15 protein-coding genes are annotated in these 15,444 nt (G+C 63.9%); 11 read left to right on the top strand and 4 right to left on the bottom strand.

Translation table 11 applies throughout. The annotated features are described in order from the left end of the window. Positions 1 to 2 precede the first annotated feature (2 nt). Positions 3 to 1,163, bottom strand: a complete 1,161-nt coding sequence (locus ACQI46_RS02130) for a lipase family protein (protein WP_427092280.1) — start codon at positions 1,161 to 1,163, stop codon at positions 3 to 5. Beyond that, positions 1,156 to 1,950, bottom strand: coding sequence for an SDR family NAD(P)-dependent oxidoreductase (locus tag ACQI46_RS02125; protein WP_427092279.1), 795 nt, complete (start codon positions 1,948 to 1,950; stop codon positions 1,156 to 1,158). The genes ACQI46_RS02130 and ACQI46_RS02125 overlap by 8 nt, the downstream gene beginning before the upstream one ends. Before the next feature lie 164 nt (positions 1,951 to 2,114). On the opposite strand from ACQI46_RS02125, the gene ACQI46_RS02120 reads away from it, so the two are divergent. The 3 genes from ACQI46_RS02120 to ACQI46_RS02110 all read left to right on the top strand — a co-directional run bounded on the left by ACQI46_RS02120 (position 2,115) and on the right by ACQI46_RS02110 (position 4,567). After that, positions 2,115 to 3,461, top strand: a complete 1,347-nt coding sequence (locus ACQI46_RS02120) for an MFS transporter (protein WP_427092278.1) — start codon at positions 2,115 to 2,117, stop codon at positions 3,459 to 3,461. Further along, on the top strand, positions 3,458 to 3,682 hold the full coding sequence (locus ACQI46_RS02115; protein WP_427092277.1) for a hypothetical protein: 225 nt from the start codon (positions 3,458 to 3,460) through the stop codon (positions 3,680 to 3,682). The genes ACQI46_RS02120 and ACQI46_RS02115 overlap by 4 nt, the downstream gene beginning before the upstream one ends. Before the next feature lie 75 nt (positions 3,683 to 3,757). Continuing rightward, positions 3,758 to 4,567 (top strand): DUF1206 domain-containing protein, encoded by an 810-nt coding sequence (locus ACQI46_RS02110; RefSeq protein ID WP_427092276.1) that lies wholly within the window; start codon positions 3,758 to 3,760, stop codon positions 4,565 to 4,567. Between the two features lies 1 nt (position 4,568). Here the strand turns inward: ACQI46_RS02110 and ACQI46_RS02105 are convergent, their stop codons facing one another. Further along, positions 4,569 to 4,991, bottom strand: a complete 423-nt coding sequence (locus tag ACQI46_RS02105) for a lipoprotein LpqH (protein ID WP_427092275.1) — start codon at positions 4,989 to 4,991, stop codon at positions 4,569 to 4,571. A 154-nt stretch (positions 4,992 to 5,145) separates the two neighbouring features. On the opposite strand from ACQI46_RS02105, the gene ACQI46_RS02100 reads away from it, so the two are divergent. Genes ACQI46_RS02100 through ACQI46_RS02090 form a run of 3 tightly spaced genes read left to right on the top strand, consistent with a single transcriptional unit; the run spans position 5,146 to position 7,688 of the window. After that, on the top strand, positions 5,146 to 5,457 hold the full coding sequence (locus tag ACQI46_RS02100; protein ID WP_427092274.1) for a DUF2563 family protein: 312 nt from the start codon (positions 5,146 to 5,148) through the stop codon (positions 5,455 to 5,457). 6 nt (positions 5,458 to 5,463) lie between these two features. Then, positions 5,464 to 6,990 (top strand): hypothetical protein, encoded by a 1,527-nt coding sequence (locus tag ACQI46_RS02095; protein ID WP_427092273.1) that lies wholly within the window; start codon positions 5,464 to 5,466, stop codon positions 6,988 to 6,990. Between the two features lie 2 nt (positions 6,991 to 6,992). Next, positions 6,993 to 7,688: a hypothetical protein gene (locus ACQI46_RS02090; RefSeq protein ID WP_427092272.1), complete on the top strand. Its 696-nt coding sequence runs from the start codon at positions 6,993 to 6,995 to the stop codon at positions 7,686 to 7,688. Positions 7,689 to 7,701: 13 nt separating this feature from the next. On the opposite strand, the gene ACQI46_RS02085 is transcribed toward ACQI46_RS02090, so the two are convergent. Next, the gene (locus tag ACQI46_RS02085; protein WP_427092271.1) at positions 7,702 to 8,037 is read right to left on the bottom strand and encodes a DUF732 domain-containing protein; all 336 of its coding nucleotides are present in this window, start codon (positions 8,035 to 8,037) and stop codon (positions 7,702 to 7,704) included. Between the two features lie 273 nt (positions 8,038 to 8,310). Between ACQI46_RS02085 and ACQI46_RS02080 the strand changes: the two genes are divergently transcribed. The 5 genes from ACQI46_RS02080 to ACQI46_RS02060 all read left to right on the top strand — a co-directional run bounded on the left by ACQI46_RS02080 (position 8,311) and on the right by ACQI46_RS02060 (position 15,412). Further along, positions 8,311 to 9,417, top strand: a complete 1,107-nt coding sequence (locus ACQI46_RS02080) for a hypothetical protein (RefSeq protein WP_427092270.1) — start codon at positions 8,311 to 8,313, stop codon at positions 9,415 to 9,417. A 9-nt stretch (positions 9,418 to 9,426) separates the two neighbouring features. Further along, the gene (locus ACQI46_RS02075) at positions 9,427 to 10,371 is read left to right on the top strand and encodes a DUF732 domain-containing protein (RefSeq protein WP_427092269.1); all 945 of its coding nucleotides are present in this window, start codon (positions 9,427 to 9,429) and stop codon (positions 10,369 to 10,371) included. A gap of 292 nt (positions 10,372 to 10,663) precedes the next feature. Next, a complete protein-coding gene (locus tag ACQI46_RS02070) occupies positions 10,664 to 12,817 on the top strand; it encodes an McrB family protein (protein WP_427092268.1) in 2,154 nt (717 codons plus the stop codon). Positions 12,818 to 12,819: 2 nt separating this feature from the next. Further along, positions 12,820 to 15,084: a DUF2357 domain-containing protein gene (locus tag ACQI46_RS02065; RefSeq protein ID WP_427092267.1), complete on the top strand. Its 2,265-nt coding sequence runs from the start codon at positions 12,820 to 12,822 to the stop codon at positions 15,082 to 15,084. A gap of 97 nt (positions 15,085 to 15,181) precedes the next feature. Continuing rightward, entirely contained in the window at positions 15,182 to 15,412 is a 231-nt protein-coding gene (locus tag ACQI46_RS02060) for a transposase (RefSeq protein ID WP_427092266.1), read from the top strand. Positions 15,413 to 15,444 lie beyond the last annotated feature (32 nt).

The following is a 15,444-nucleotide window of genomic DNA, read 5'->3' as shown; positions in this document are numbered from 1 at the left end:
GCTCAGCGTTGCGGACAGGTGTCGACGGATTCCCCGGCGGCAACGGCGTCGGCGAAAGCCTCGATGTCTGCGAGCGAGGCGGCGATGACGCCGCGGTGGTCCTGGTCGCGGTACACGCGGTAGTCGACGGAAACGCCTCGGACGCAGAGGGTTTCGGCAAGGCGGTCGATGCCGGCCGGGGCGACCAGGACATCGTCGCTGCCCTGCGCGATCAAGACCGGAACCTGCGGGTCCAGGTGCGACGGGTCCTGGCGGTCCAGGTAGGCGCTGAGTTCGTCCAGGTTCGCGTCCGGCGTGAACAACTGCGACGGCGGCACCGGAGGGACGGTGTTGATCTGCGCGACGCATGCGGTGCGCGCGGCGGTCACCAGGGGGCGCGCCTGGCTCGTGAAGATCTGATCCGGGTCGATCGATGGCTCCACCACCGCCGCTCCGAGCACCAACAGGGGCAGGAACCGTTGCGCGGCTTGTACTTCGGGGCGGCCGGCGCGAACCAGGTCGACAGCCTCGGTCAGTCCCACGCCACCCGGTGCGATCGCCACGACGCCCTGCAGGTTGAGGTCCCCGCCGCCCCGCCCCAGGTCGGCCGCCGCGAACAGCACCGCCTGACCGCCCTGGCTGTGCCCGATGGCCACCCAGTCGGTGCCGATGGAGGAGTCGAGATGTCGTGCTGCGCGGACGATGTCGGTGAGGGTGTTGGCCTCGCTGACTCCGTTGGCGTAGGGGTGTCCGCCGGGCGTGCCAAGGCCTTGATAGTCGGTCTGGACGACGGCGTAGCCGCGTTCGACCCAGCCGGCCAGCATCGGGTTGACCAGGGCGACGTAGTCGTGGACGAGTCCGTCGGCGGTGTCCGCGGACGGGGCGCAGGTGTCGGCGTAGCCGGTGGTGCCGTGGGCCCAGCTGATGACCGGCCATCCGCCTTCGGGCGGGGATGACCGCGGTACCGAGACGGTGCCCGACACCACGATGGGTTGACCGTGCGGATCCTCGGAGACGTAGGTGATCAGCCGGGTGTCGGCAGTGGGCAGTGCGGCCGCGGTGGCCAACGGGCGGGCGGTGAGCAGTTGTCCGGGGCGCAGTTCGGGCTCGGTGGCGGCGGTGCAGCCGATCAGCAGGGCCATGACGAGGACCGCGGCGGGCCAAGCCCGGGTGCGGTCAGTCATCGAGCATCCGCCGCCGGCTGGCGGCGATCGGGCTCTGCGCAGTCAGTCCGCCGTCGAGTACGAGGGTCTGCCCGGTCATGTAGCGCGACTCATCGGACGCGAGATACACCATGGCCCAGCCGATGTCCTCGGGAGCGCCGATCAAGTCGAGCGCGTTGTGACTGCGGATGTCGGCGATCATGTCGGCCGGGAGATTGTCGCGCAACGCGGGGGTCATGATCGCCCCTGGCGCAATGGCGTTGCAGCGGACGTTGTTTGGTCCGTACTGGGTGGCGATGTACTGGGTGAGACGGATGACGGCGGCCTTGGCGGCGCCGTAGGCGCATTGCAGCGTGTCGCCGGCCAGCCCGGCCACCGAGACCGTGTTGACGATCGAGCCGCCCCCACCGGCAATCATGTGTGGCAACGCCAACCGGGAGGCCACGACGGTGCTGCGGGCATTGAGCGTCATCGTCTTGTCCCATTCGGACAGGTCCAGGTGCAGCAGGTCGAGGTCTTTGCGCGGATCGCTGCCGCCGACGTGGTTGCACAACACGTCGATGCCGCCGAACTCGGCAACGGCACGAGCAACCATGGCCGCGATCGAGTCCTCGTCCAGCACGTCCACCGCCATACCTACAGCGTTGCCGCCGATGTCGGCGGCGGCCTCGGAGGCCGCTTCGGCGTTGAGGTCGGCGATCAGTACCCGGGCGCCTTCGCCGGCCATCAATTGTGCGGCTGCGCGGCCGATGCCGCTGGCGGCGCCCGTGATGACGACCCGTCTGTTCTCGAGCCGGTGTCCAGTCATCGCTTCAGTCCGTTGTGTCGACAGCGGTATGCCCTCTGGGTAGAGGTTAGGCCGGTCGCATGGGTTTGGTCGCCGAATCCGATGCCCGGTGGATTCCGCGCCGCCGAGTGTGGGAAGTATGGGAGGGTGCCGCTGGCCCTTGCTCGATGTGCAGGAGGATTTTGATGACCGCGACCACCGCATCACCGCCGCCGCGGTCCACCCCGGCGCAGACCCGCCGCGCGATCTGGAACACCATTCGCGGGTCGTCGGGAAACCTCGTGGAGTGGTACGACGTCTACGTATACACCGTCTTCGCAACCTATTTCGAAGGCCAGTTCTTCGCTGAGTCGGAGAAGAACTCCACGGTGTACGTGTACGCGATCTTCGCGATCACGTTCGTGATGCGCCCGATCGGGTCATGGTTCTTCGGCCGCTTCGCCGACCGTCGCGGCCGGCGTGCCGCGCTGACGGTCAGTGTGTCGCTGATGGCGCTGTGCTCGTTGATCATTGCGCTGGTGCCGTCGCAGGCGTCGATCGGTGTGGCCGCGCCGATCATCCTGGTGTTCGCTCGGCTGCTGCAGGGCTTCGCCACCGGCGGGGAGTACGGCACCTCGGCGACTTACATGTCCGAGGCGGCCACGCGGGAGCGGCGCGGGTTCTTCTCGTCGTTCCAGTACGTCACGCTCGTCGGCGGCCATGTGCTGGCGCAGCTCACGCTGCTGATTCTGCAGACGTTCCTGAACGATGAGCAGCTGCGCGAATTCGGTTGGCGCATCGGGTTTGCCATCGGCGGTGTGGCCGCGGTGGTGGTGTTCTGGCTGCGTCGCACCATGGACGAGTCGCTGTCCGAGGACGTCATCGAGGCGACCAAAGCCGGCGAAGAGGTCGCCGCCGGCTCGGTGCGCGAGCTGGTGACCCAGTACTGGCGCGGGCTGCTGCTGTGCTTCCTGATCACCATGGGCGGCACCGTCGCGTTCTACACCTACAGCGTCAACGCGCCGGCCATCGTCAAGAGCACCTACACCGATGCCGCGATGACCGCGACGTGGATCAACCTGATCGGACTGATCTTCCTGATGTTGTTGCAACCGGTCGGCGGCATCATCAGCGACAAGGTGGGCCGCAAGCCGCTGCTGGTGTTCTTCGGGATCGGCGGGCTGGTGTGGACGTACGTGCTGATCACCTTCCTGCCACAGACGCAGTCCCCGCTCGCTTCGTTCGCGCTGGTCGCGGTCGGCTACATCATCCTGACCGGCTACACCTCGATCAACGCGCTGGTGAAGTCCGAGCTGTTCCCCGCGCATGTGCGGGCGCTCGGCGTCGGGCTCGGCTACGCTCTCGCGAACTCGGCCTTCGGCGGGACCGCGCCGCTGATCTACCAGGCGCTCAAAGAGCAGGACCAGGTGCCGCTGTTCATCGGCTACGTAACGGTGTGTATTGCGATCTCGCTGGTCGTGTACATCTTCTTCCTGCGCAACAAGTCCGAGACGTACCTGGACCGGGAGCGGGGATCGGCGTTCCGGGCGTGAGCAGCGGCGACGTCCTCTCCACGCGGATGCTCGAGTGGGATGACATCGACGACGTCGCGGACCGCGCGACGACACGACGAGCTCCTCGCACCGTGGTCCTTCGACTGCACGACGGTCGCGAAGAGATCATCTCGGTAGCTGACGTCTACCTGCCGGGCGGGGCTCTGGCCGACAACAGAGCTGTCCAGCGTCTTCGCGACGGGCGGTTCGACCTGGACTGATCGGCCTCTCAGTTTCGCCGCCGCAGACGAGGGGTAGTTGACACCGGTGTCAGGGCAGGGCGAGGGCATGGCCAGATGAGCTTCAAGGGCGTCGTCAACCGTGCCACCGGCAGCCGCACCGTCGAGTGGATCGCCCGCGCCGGATACCCTATCAGCGGCCTGCTGCACCTGCTGATCGCGTACATCATCCTGCGCATCGCGTTCGGCTTCAGCGGGGACGCCGACCAGACAGGTGCGCTCGCGACGTTGGCCGAGCAGCGCGGCGGAGCGCTGTCGCTGTGGGTGGTCGCCTTCGGGCTGGTGGCGCTGGCGATGTGGCGGCTGGCCGAGACGGTCCTCGGACTACACCCCGGCGAGTGCACCGACGCAGACATGCGCGACTCGCCACTCATCAACCGTCTCAAGGCCTTTGGGCTGGCCGTGGTGTACTTGGCCCTGGCCCTCACCGCCGTGCAGTTCGCCCTGGGGGTTGGCCGGCAGGGCAGTGAACGAGCCCAAGGCCTCAGTGCGCGCCTCATGCAGTCCGACGGCGGCAAGGCCGTCCTGGTCGCGATCGGAATCGCCGTCGCCGCGTTCGGCAGCTACTTCGTCTACAAAGGCGCGTCGCGCACGTTCCTCGGCGACCTCACGGTGCCCGGTAGCCGACTGATCATCGTGTTGGGAGTACTCGGCCACGTCGCAGAAGGTGTGGTGCTGTTCGCGGCCGGGGTGTCGGTGATCGGTGCGTCGTTCCTGCGGGACCCCAGCCGCGCCACCGGGCTCGATGCGGCAGTCGAAGCTCTCGGTCACGCCGAATTCGGCCAGACGATATTGATCGTGGCTGCAGCAGGTTTCGCTGCCTATGGCCTGTACAGCATGGCGTTGACGCGGTACTCGCGGATGTAGTTCAGCAGGGCGCTTTGATCTCGAACGACATGTCCCGGGTCTCGCCCGGGGTGGTGACGTCGCTCCCGACGAGGGTGCCGCTGATGGTGTAGACGTCGCCGTCGGTCACCGCGGCTTTCGCCTCACCCACCTCGGAGTCGGCGACGCCGTAGTGGTCGTCGATGCCCTCGACGTTCACGCTCGTCACCACCGGTCGTTCACCGCCCAGCTCGACCAGCACCCGTGCGTTGCCCTGGTCGCCGGCGGTGTCGATCTGCAGGAGCCACTGGTTCTGGGTGCACTCGACGGTTCGCGTCATCGCGGTGTGTCCATCGATCGTCATGCGACCGGACTCGGCGGGTTGTTCCGTCGGTGGAGTTCCGGTCAAACCGCATCCGGCCGTCAGCGCTGCGGCAGCGAGGATGAGGACGAGACGGCTGTTCATGGGTGACCTCGAGCGTTCGGCAGCGGGTGACTTCCGGTGAATCTAGGGCGGGACCGTCCGATTCGTCGCCGATTGGTGTGATCGGGCGACAAATTGGTGCACGGACCCCCGGGCGACCCTCGGTAATGTTCCCGTCGTAGTGAGAGGGGGACAGATGTTCGTCGACACCGATCTGCTGCGCTGCGGTGCAGAGTTTTCCGGGAGCGCCGGCCAGACCGCTCGACGAGGGGCGGAGCGGTTCGCGGCGACGGAGCTGACGACGGGCATCTTCGGCGACTTCGACGCGGCGCACGGATTCCAGCGCGCGCTGCGTCGGGCACGCCAGACCCATGTGTCCGCGATGGAGGCCCACGGCGCCGGACTCGAGGTGTTGGCGGAGAAAGCAAACTCGGCGGCCGCGGTCTTTGTGCGACAGGACGACGCGAACGGATCGACCCTGGAGTCGGCCGGACTCCGTTTCGCGTGAGGCGGTATGGCACCCCTGCTGAGGCATCTCGATCTCGGTGAGCTGATCGGCGCTGCCGGTGGCGATCCGTGGCAGGTGAACAAGACGATTCAGAGCGGGTCGCCCGGCGAGATCAGCGGACTGGCTACCGCCTTCTACGAGGCCGGCGTCTGCAGTCAGGAAACGAGCGAAGAGTTCCACGCCGCCAAACAGCGTTTCGCCGCCGCGTGGGACCGCCAGGATGGCGGCGACCATCCGATCAACGATTCGGCGGAGGTGCGGCGGGCCACCGAGTCGCTGCAGCTGAGTCGTGAACAGCTCAGCCGGATCGCCGTCGATCTGCAGAACATCTCGGCCGCGCTGGCCGAAGCGCAGCGTGCCGGCGACACCGTGATCAGCAACATCGAGATCCGGCTGCGGATGTTCGACGACTACATCGATCGGGAGATCGCGATTGCCGCGGCGGAGGGACGGGCAGCCGACTGGTCCGACCTGAAACAGGCAGCGATCGACGCGACCGAACAAGGTCTCCGGGAAATGCACGCTGTCCGCGACGCCTACGCAGCGCAGCTCGACGCGGCACAACTCGAGATGGCAGCCGAGGGTTACAGGCCCGACGCTGCCGCGCCCGTCGATGGTGTCGGCGACGTCGCCGTGAATCCCGCCGCACACGCCGAGGCCGACCACTACGAGCGAACCCAACGCGCCGCCGACGAAGCACTGGTGAACGCGCCGGGGCCTTCGACGCCGGAGAAGCAGGCCGCCGCAGGACGGCTACGTGATCACGCGACGATCAACGACCCAGGCGCGGGCGTCGACAAGGTGCACCTGGCCGGCGAGCGGCTCAACGATCACCGGATGGCGCAGTTCGCCGGACCGCTACCAGCCGACACCGTCCTGGGCGGCAACGCCCGCACCCGCGCCCAGGCCAGGCTGCAGATGCAGCAGCTGCTGGAGACTCCCCATGCGATTCCGGGCCAGACGCTGACGCCGGATCAGGCCACCCGGCTGCTCGATCAATGGGAAATCGATGGCCGGGCGATGGTGCTGGACAAGTTGGCCACGCAGCTGACGCAAGCCGGGGTCTCGCACGATGGTGCTGACCGCGCGATCCGGGAGATTCAGAACGGGAAGTCGCCGGCGCAGGTGCTGCGCGAGGCGACCGGGGCACTGGCGACGCAGGCGAGTGCGTGGGGTGAAGGGGCCCAAGCACAAGCCCGGACACTGCCCACCGGTAGCCACTGGGGCGCCGCGCCGGCGTGGTCGCAGGCGGATGTGGAGGCGCTCAAGGGGTTCGGGTCGAAACTGGGACTAGCGGGTACCGCGGTCGATGCGTTCGCCTCGGTATACGACTGGACTCAGGGGTCCCCGTTCGCTGAAGAGGGTCCGCAGTTTGTCGGTCGCACCGCCGGCGCCTGGGCGGGTGGCTGGGCTGCCGGCGCCCTGTGGGGCTCCGCCGTGGGACCGCAGGGGACGCTGATCGTCGGGTTCCTCGGTGCCTTGGTCGGTGGAGTGGGAGGCGAGGAAATCGTGAACAAGATGCTAGGGAAGTAGTCGTGCATACCGTGTCCATTTGGCTTTTCGGCTTGTGCGTCATCGCCTCGGTAGTCCAAGGCTGGTTCGACCACAGTCGGCAGTCACAGCGCCGGTGGTACTGGGGACTGACCATCGCCGCGGCCATCGCGATGTTCCTCGGCCGTCTTCCAGACGTCCGGGCAAGCCTCGAGGGAGCCCTCTTCGCCCTTTTTGTGATGACCTTCATTGCCTACGCGCATACGCCGTACATCAAGATCCGCGGGAAGATCTACCACTTTCCGCTGCGCGACATCGAACCTGACCCGGAAGATGTCGTCGAGCGGCCCATCGTGGACCGCGAGCATGACCCGCTGCCGGATGCGTATGGCCCCGGTATCTCCGCAACCAAGCTGTGGTGGACCCTGGTGGGCCTCATGTTCATCGCGTCGGTGAACACCATTGCCTTTCTGACGGGGAAGGGCGACTGGACCGGGCTGGGCATCGGTTTAGCCTTCCTGGTGTTCTTCGGATTGCTGCTCGGATATGGCGACGGCAGTTGGGATTACACGGTTGCGCGAGGGCAGCGACTGCAGTTCGGGATCATCACGGTGATGACGGCAGGATCGTTCGCATTGCTCTACCTGCCGGCGTTCCAGACGGCGAGGCGCTGGCCGCTGCGTCGTGAACAGTCGATGGAGTATCGGACTCACCCGCGGCATTGGAAGCAAGCGGACTAGATACAGACGTGCTTCAAGCCGCGCGGTTCCAGGGGCAGTACGTCATATAGGCGAGTACCACGTAGTCGGCAGCGCCGTCCCAATCGAAGGCAGGATTGTCGTAGCGGACAAGCTCAACGACGCGTGAGTGCGGAACGCCCAGGTTGAGTTCGCGGCACACGCCTTGGGCATATCGGATCGTGCCGTAAGGGTTGGTGTAGGTGATTCCGACCTGATCGAGGCGGTCAAGAAAATCTGTGTCTTGCGGAGAAGCGCCGGCGTGGGCAGCGAGACCGGCCGCCATCAAAGTGCCCACGAGCGAGAGTCCGATACCGATGATGAGTCGGATGCGCGTCACATGCTCGAACATGTTGGTTCCCTCAGGGGTCTGGGCAGGCCAACGTAACTGTGTTCGAAGAATAGCTCCTTGGCTGTAGGCGTTCCTCATCTTCGAACGGGTTGCCGGACAGCGATGCTCGCCCGGATGGTGAGCATGATGCAGCCGTGACTCGACGGACTAATGAGGCAACCGTCCGGACCCGGCCGCGGTTCACCGCGTTCGTTAGTGGAGCCGAACGTGGGCGACTGTCGGGAATCGAGCATAGAATTACGCACCTGGTTTGCTGGGGGACATACGATGGCGATGGATTCTGAGGACGTGGCGGGAGACGGCGTCGCTCCGACTGTGCTGTGCCCGCAAGGTCACGTGAACGCGTGGAACTACAAATTCTGTAGCCGGTGTGGGTCTCCGATCGGTGTGGTCGAGTGGCCCGAGCATCAACCAAACGTGGAGGTGGCATCGCGACCGAAGCGGCGCGGTGTGGTGGCGGTCTTGGCGCTTGCAGCGGCTGTCCTGGTGTCCACGGTTGCTGTGATTGGCTACTTTCTGACCAGGACGCCGTCCGACGACCGTGCAGCGTCGACGGCACCAAACGGATTCGGTGCGGGAACCGCTTCGCCGGCGAACTTGGCTCAGCCATGCGGGCAGGGGCCGGTGGTCGAAGCGGAATCGGTTGACATGGCCGCCGATGGGTTGACTGTCAGTGCGGCTTTCCTGTCTCGCTGTCCTGGTGGAAACACCGAATCCGGGACAGAAGTCCGGATCACCGTCGCCGCCGGCGATCGCGATATCGCCGCCGGCATCTTCGACTTCTCGACCGCTGCATTGGAGATGGATCCAGGGGTAGCGGTGCGCCGCACGTTGGTCTTCCCTCGCGGGACCTATTGGCGCACGCCCGACATGTTTTCCGGTGCACCGCAATTGGTGTTCCACCGTGGTGGCCAGTCGGTATCAGACCCGTCAGCCGCAACGTCCGAGAACCTTGTGGCACAGAGTGTTGCCCTCCCAGAACACGGAAGTGTGGACGGCGTGGCTGAGGCAGTCCTCGAGGAGCTGCGCGATGCCGACTACGGCTATGTGTCCGGCAGTATCGAGAACCGTTGGATTGCACAGATCAGTTCGAAGAAGCCAGGTATCACGGTCGAGGGGAAGACGTTGACAAGTGCCGACGTGCTCAGCGATCACCTGGACTTGCGCACCAAGTACGACGGGACGCGATTGGTGTGGTCGGGACATTGGTCGACGTTCAACTCCCCCGATTGGTGGGTGACGGTCGCCGGACCGCCCCAGCTCACAGCGACCGAAGCGAACAGATGGTGTGATGCCGAAGGCTTCGGTATGGACGACTGCTTTGCGAAGTTCGTGAGTTCAGTGTTCGGAACCGAGGGCACCACCGAGTACCGGAAATGAGCGGCTGAGATGTCTTTCTGCGTGTTCTGTGGTGCAACGCTTTTGGATCCGTCACGTTGTGACTCGTGCGGTGCGGTCAACATCGGTGGCACATGGCATCCGGCCGGTGATATCGCCTATGAATCCGAGACGACAGCTGGCACAGGTTGGCGTCCCGACCCTACCGGCCGGCATGAAGGCCGTTACTTTGTCAGCGGGCAACCAACGGACTTGGTCCGCGATGGAGGCAAGGAAACACTAGACGCCGTCGGTAAGCAGCAGCTGGATGGTCTCGCCGCTACGGATCGATCCGAGACGTTTCCGGAATCGAGGCGAAGGCTGCACCGCGGCTGGATCGTTGGAGCAGCCGCTGTCCTGGTCGCTGCGGTCGTCGGTGGCGGCTTCGCGGCTCATGCGTACCTGAATCGCGATCGCACCACCGTCGACGACAAGTACCTCACGGCGTTGCGGCAGGCAGGTTTGTCCGCCGAGTTCAATTCCGACGCGAATGCGGTCGCACACGGCAAGCAAGTCTGCCGACAGATGGAGGAGGGCAGTCCACAGCAAGGTATGCCCGCCGACGAGGTTGCCGTGCAGTACTTTTGCCCGCAGTTCGCGGAGGGATTTCACGTGCTGGAAACAGCGACGATCACCGGGAGCTTCACGCTCAAGGATGATGAACCCAGTGCGTACTCGTCGGCGATCGACGTCGACGGATCGTCGTGTACGGGAGCGGGCGGCTATTCCGACGTGAACGAGGGAACGCCCGTGACGGTGAAGAACGGTAAGGGGGAGATCCTCACAACCTCTTACCTCGAACCAGGCAAAGGCGGCCGCTATCTGTGCACATTCGGCATCACCTTCCAGGTGACTGAGGGCGAGGACCGCTACGTGGTATCCGTCGGCCGTCGTGGTGAATTGAGCTTCACCTTCCAGGAACTGAAAGCACGTGGGGTGGCGCTGGTACTGGGGTGACCGCGCAGGTCCCTGGCGTAGAGGGTGATTGCGTGGCTACCGCTGCGAGGTCCAGTGCTGCTCACCACCTGCAACAATCGCTCGGGTCGCAGGATCACGCGCTCTTTCGTCACTCGCATACCAGTTATGCGATGCGGAATGCGCTCATTCTGTCCGGTCTGTGGTTCGCAGCCCGGTCTGCACGCTGACAGGCCGTCGGTTCTGTGACGGCACGCGAACGACTACCTTCACCAGATGCGGCATGTGCATCCGAATGCGGGCTGTTGCTAGCTGGGCCCTCTAACCTAAGACCGTGCTCAACATTCCGACTCTGAAGTTTAGCTATGGCAATTTGCTGCTTGTCCGGCTTCGTGAGCTCGGATCCGCCACTATTGAGGAACTCCTCGGCGACGACCCGGCGCGATTCTTCAAGTCCGAAGGCCCTTTTGAGAACCCAGAGCGCAGGGCCCGTGACTGTCTTCGGTTCGCCAGAATGCTCGGTCTGGTGGCGGAAGACGATCACCGGTGGGAACTCACCGCGGCCGGTACCACGTACGCCGAGAATGTTGATCGAAGTGATCCTTGGACCGTTGACGATGTCCAAGCAGGCGTTCTTCGTGACCAACTATCGGGTGACGCCGCAGAGTTGGCCCAGCCCGTCCGGATCGCGCTTCAAACGGTGCGCGATCTGACTCCCGGCTTCAGTAACGAGGAATTTGGGCGCGCTCTCGCTAAGCACGGGGAAGTTGAACAATGGCAGGCAGAGCGGACTTTTGAATCGCAAGGCGCCCGCTACCGCGAGCTTCTGATCGAGAGCCAGCTCATCGACAGACGTGGCGAACTGACGGAGTATGGGTCCGCGCTCGTTGGGCGAAAAATTTCCGTCTGGTGGGTCAATCAGGGCGCCACCTACACGAAGGAGCGCGATGGTGGATTCCTCTGGGCTCCGATGCTCAACAAGGCAGGCCGACCCCAGTACCACTGGGACACGATGGATGATGTTCGCGAAGGTGATGTGGTCCTGCACTACAGCAACGGATCGCTGCGAGCTGTAAGCCACGTAACGGAGCGTGCCAGGCCAGCACCGAATCCGCTCGGCGACCAAGCGTGGCACGACGAAGGTCGGCTCGTGGAAACGCGCTATGAAGAGTTGAACGAGCCCGTCGCCCTGGCGTCGATTGACGAGAACGCTCGCATCAGACAGGGTTCACCATTCACAGTTTCTGGATCCGTTCAACAGGTGTACCTTGTCCGTCTCGAGGACGAGTTGGTGAGCGAACTAGCGCGAGAATTCTCAGAACTCGCCGCACACCTGCCTTCGGTCCCGGTCACTGCGAGCTCAATCCCGGCAGGTACCGATGCGCCGACGCCGGCCGTTGTGTTCCGTGAATTCGGTGCCGCGGTTACTGCATCTGGGCTTCGTTTTCCAGCAGGTTCGAACCTTGTCCAGTCCTTTGTAAGCAGTCTGCTTGCCAAGCCATTTGCAATCCTCACCGGCCTCGCGGGGTCCGGCAAGACCCAACTCGCCATGAGACTCGGGGAATGGTTCGGTACAGACGAAGACGGCCGCCACCGTCACGTCGTAGTACCCGTGCGGCCTGACTGGACTGGTCCCGAATCGATCTTTGGGTACGAGGACGCTCTACGTACGTCCGCTTCTGGTGCGCCCGTGTGGTTCGTTCCGGAGGGGTTCGAGTTTATTCTCCGAGCGGCGAGTGATCCTGGGCACCCTTACTTGCTCATCCTTGACGAGATGAATCTTGCCCACGTCGAGCGCTACTTCTCCGACTTTCTTTCCGGCATCGAATCACGCCGACCAGTTCTACCGGATCTGGTGTTCGACAAGGAATCTCATCAGTGGGTCTTGCGTGATCTCGAAGCGCAGAGACTGCCATTGCCAAGAAATCTTTTTGTTGTCGGAACAGTGAACGTCGACGAAACGACCTACATGTTCTCACCGAAAGTGCTTGACCGGGCATTCACATTCGAGTTCCGGGTCAACGCAGACGATCTTGACGCCGAACTGAAACGTCCTGTCGCAGCGCCTGGAGGGGAGGACCAACTAGTGCGGGCCTTCGCTTCCCTGGCGGAGAAAGACGATTGGCATCAGGATTATCCTCATCCGGCTCGCGATGTGATCGTGTCGACCCTCCGACAGGTGCATGGGATCTTGGCCGTGGCTAATCAGGAGTTCGGGCACCGCTCACTCTATGAGATCCTCCGATTCTGTGCGTTTTTCGCTGCGACTGGCGATGCCAATGTTGACACCGCTCTGGATCTCGCAATGATGCAGAAGGTGCTGCCTAAGGTGCACGGTTCACGACGTAGGGTTGAGCCGATTCTCGCTGAGCTGGGGGCACTGGCGCAGGGGCAGGGGCCCTCTCCGCGAATGCCGCTCACCAACGCCAAGGTTGGCCGCATGATCGACTCGGTGCGGGCGAACCAGTTCGTCAGCTTCGCGGAGTAACTATGACAGCGGATTCGACGCGGCTGTTGCTTAGAGACGCCGACGGTCACAACGCAGGTGAACTGATTATCACCAACCTGCCGGGGCGCCAAGGCCTGACACTCCTGACCGGCTGTGAGGTCGGACTGCGTGAAGGTGAGGTCTACCGGTACGAGGTGATCGCGGACGCAGCGCGTGTGGAGATCGAACCGCGCGAGTTGTTTGATCCCGACGATGCAAGCTACATGCGAGGACGACTACGTCCCGGGCAGGCCGTTGGGCGTCTCCGGGTCCAAGTCATTGACTCAACAACGAGGTTGTCACGGACCGCCGATATTGAGGTCCTTGCGGTCAAGATTGACCACGAAACCGAGTATCGCCAAATGCTCACCGACATAGCATCGTTCGCGGCTGAGGCAGTCTTGCAGGGTTTCGCCCCTACCATGGTGGGCCTTGCGCCGAGCGATCTACCGGCCGAACTGCTGTACCACCGCTTTGCGATGATTGCGGCATATCTGAAGGATCCAACATTCGAAGCCGCGATTGCCCGCGTTACTTCACAACCACACCGCACATGGGTGACGGAGCGGGAGCCCCGCCCGATCGGCTCACCATTTCCGGCGGGTACCGCATTTCGGCATGCAGTACGGGCTCCTGGTCCGCGTGTACCGTGGCGGAGCGGGACGGCCACGATCGCGTCGTTACCGGCTGTATTGATTCGGAACCGCGCCGAAGCGAGCGTCGACAACCCCGCGAACCAGTTCGTCAAGTTCGCACTGGAACGTTGGCGGACCATCGCGCTGGAGCTGTTCGATGTGCTGTCTCAAAGCTCGCGGAGTGTCGAATCAGGCCCGCTGCGGCGAGGCCAACAGGTCGCTGCTGAGGTGGGTGCGCAACTCGACGAGTACTTAGCGCATCCAGTCTTTCGAGAGGTTAACTCGCTGCGGAGAATGCCAACCTCAGACCAGGTGCTACTGAAGCGCGCGGGGTACCGCGAGGTCTTTCGGATCTTCGCGATGACCGAATCGGGCCCCACTTTGCGGATCGATCGCGAAGATATGCACGACGTCTTCGCGGCTTCGCAACGCAACATCGCGACGCTCTATGAGTTCTGGTGCTTTCTCGCGGTAGTGGATTCCTTGGGACGCGTGTGCGGGCTTAACCAGACGCCGCGCGCATTCGCTGTCGCCGGAGACGGCATGTCTGTCACCATGCGGGCAGGCCGGAAATCGAAGTTGTCGTGGACAGTTCAACGCGGGGGCCGAACTCTCAACGTAGAGGCCTATTTCAATCGAACCTTCGCAGGAGCTGACGACAGGCGAGGGTCATGGAGTCAAGCGATGCGGCCGGACTGCTCGGTGTGCATCCGACCAGAAGACAGCACACCGTCTAGCGTGCCAGCACACGAGCTCGAAGTGTGGTTGCACTTCGACGCGAAGTACCGCGTGGACAACCTGCTTGCGCAATTATCTCTGGGTCCTGACTCGCTGGAACCGGCGGAGGGATTGCCGACACCTGGTGGCGCCAAGCGCGACGACCTCCTCAAGATGCATGCCTACCGAGATGCGATCGCGCGAACGGCAGGAGCGTATGTGCTCTACCCCGGATCAGAGATCAAAGACGTCCGACGCCATCCAGGCTTCAAAGAAATCTTGCCCGGCCTCGGCGCATTCCCACTCAGGCCGAACAGCGATGGGCTCCAGTCATCGTCGCGGGCGCTCGATCAATTCCTGAGCGACGTGCTCTCACATGTCGCAAGCCAGGTCACGCGGGACGAGCGGCACCGCTTCTGGAGCGCGACGGTACACCGACCGGGTGAGCCCACCCTCGCGTCATCACTCACAACCGACTTCTTGGATGAACCTCCAGCCGACACCGACGTGCTCCTGGGCTTTGTTCGAAGCCCTGAACATCGTCGGTGGATTGAGCGACTGCGGCAGTACAACATTCGCGCTGGCGATCGAACGGGAGCTGTCGAGATCGGCGGGCGCGAGCTCGGCGCCAAGCTGCTTCTCCTCTACGAGAACTGGGGCGGTGAATTGCGCGTGGTTTCAGCTGCAAAGATCATGCGCTGGCGACCTGTGACGGCAGCCGATTTGACCGCAACGGGCTACCCCGGTCCTCGCGGCGAGCTCTACTTTCTCGCCGAGCTGGATTTCGTCGACCGCCTGCCTTCGTGGGCGGACACGATCGACGTGAGGCTACTGACGGCGAACGTCCGCGCCGGGGCGCCGCTTGTCGTGACGTGGTGGGACGTAATCCGGGCGGCGTCGCCCGACCTTCCGTAGTTGGGTCAATGACCCTCTGCGGCGATGACATGTGGAGCCTTGATGAACCACCCCGGGTTTGATGCACACCTTCTTTCGAGGGAAGGTTGTTCGCATCATGCCGAGGAAGTACGACGACGAGTTCAAGGCCCGGGCGGTGCGGTTGGTCACCGATCATGCCGAGGAGTACGACACCCGCACGGCCTGCATCACCGCAGTGGCCAAACGGTTGGGAGTGTCCTACGAATCACTGCGCCGCTGGGTCAACCTGGCTGAGTTTGACACCGGGGTCCGCGACGGGGTGCTCACCGACACGGTGCGCGAGTTGCGAGTGCCGACGGTCACGTAATTCCTCAGGGGTTGCCGTCACGTAATTCCTCA

Source organism: Mycobacterium sp. SMC-4 (assembly GCF_050205565.1).
In the GTDB taxonomy this organism is placed as follows: domain Bacteria; phylum Actinomycetota; class Actinomycetes; order Mycobacteriales; family Mycobacteriaceae; genus Mycobacterium.
Note: the sequence above shows the minus strand (reverse complement) of the source record. Positions and strands in the feature narration are given on the sequence as shown.

Bases quoted from the DNA above. Each gene is read 5' to 3' on its own strand.
- ACQI46_RS02130 (WP_427092280.1), bottom strand. From the start codon at position 1,163: ATGACTGACCGCACCCGGGCTTGGCCCGCCGCGGTCCTCGTCATGGCC.
- ACQI46_RS02125 (WP_427092279.1), bottom strand. From the start codon at position 1,950: ATGACTGGACACCGGCTCGAGAACAGACGGGTCGTCATCACGGGCGCC.
- ACQI46_RS02120 (WP_427092278.1), top strand. From the start codon at position 2,115: ATGACCGCGACCACCGCATCACCGCCGCCGCGGTCCACCCCGGCGCAG.
- ACQI46_RS02110 (WP_427092276.1), top strand. From the start codon at position 3,758: ATGAGCTTCAAGGGCGTCGTCAACCGTGCCACCGGCAGCCGCACCGTC.
- ACQI46_RS02105 (WP_427092275.1), bottom strand. From the start codon at position 4,991: ATGAACAGCCGTCTCGTCCTCATCCTCGCTGCCGCAGCGCTGACGGCC.
- ACQI46_RS02100 (WP_427092274.1), top strand. From the start codon at position 5,146: ATGTTCGTCGACACCGATCTGCTGCGCTGCGGTGCAGAGTTTTCCGGG.
- ACQI46_RS02095 (WP_427092273.1), top strand. From the start codon at position 5,464: ATGGCACCCCTGCTGAGGCATCTCGATCTCGGTGAGCTGATCGGCGCT.
- ACQI46_RS02085 (WP_427092271.1), bottom strand. From the start codon at position 8,037: ATGTTCGAGCATGTGACGCGCATCCGACTCATCATCGGTATCGGACTC.
- ACQI46_RS02080 (WP_427092270.1), top strand. From the start codon at position 8,311: ATGGATTCTGAGGACGTGGCGGGAGACGGCGTCGCTCCGACTGTGCTG.
- ACQI46_RS02075 (WP_427092269.1), top strand. From the start codon at position 9,427: ATGTCTTTCTGCGTGTTCTGTGGTGCAACGCTTTTGGATCCGTCACGT.
- ACQI46_RS02065 (WP_427092267.1), top strand. From the start codon at position 12,820: ATGACAGCGGATTCGACGCGGCTGTTGCTTAGAGACGCCGACGGTCAC.
- ACQI46_RS02060 (WP_427092266.1), top strand. From the start codon at position 15,182: ATGCCGAGGAAGTACGACGACGAGTTCAAGGCCCGGGCGGTGCGGTTG.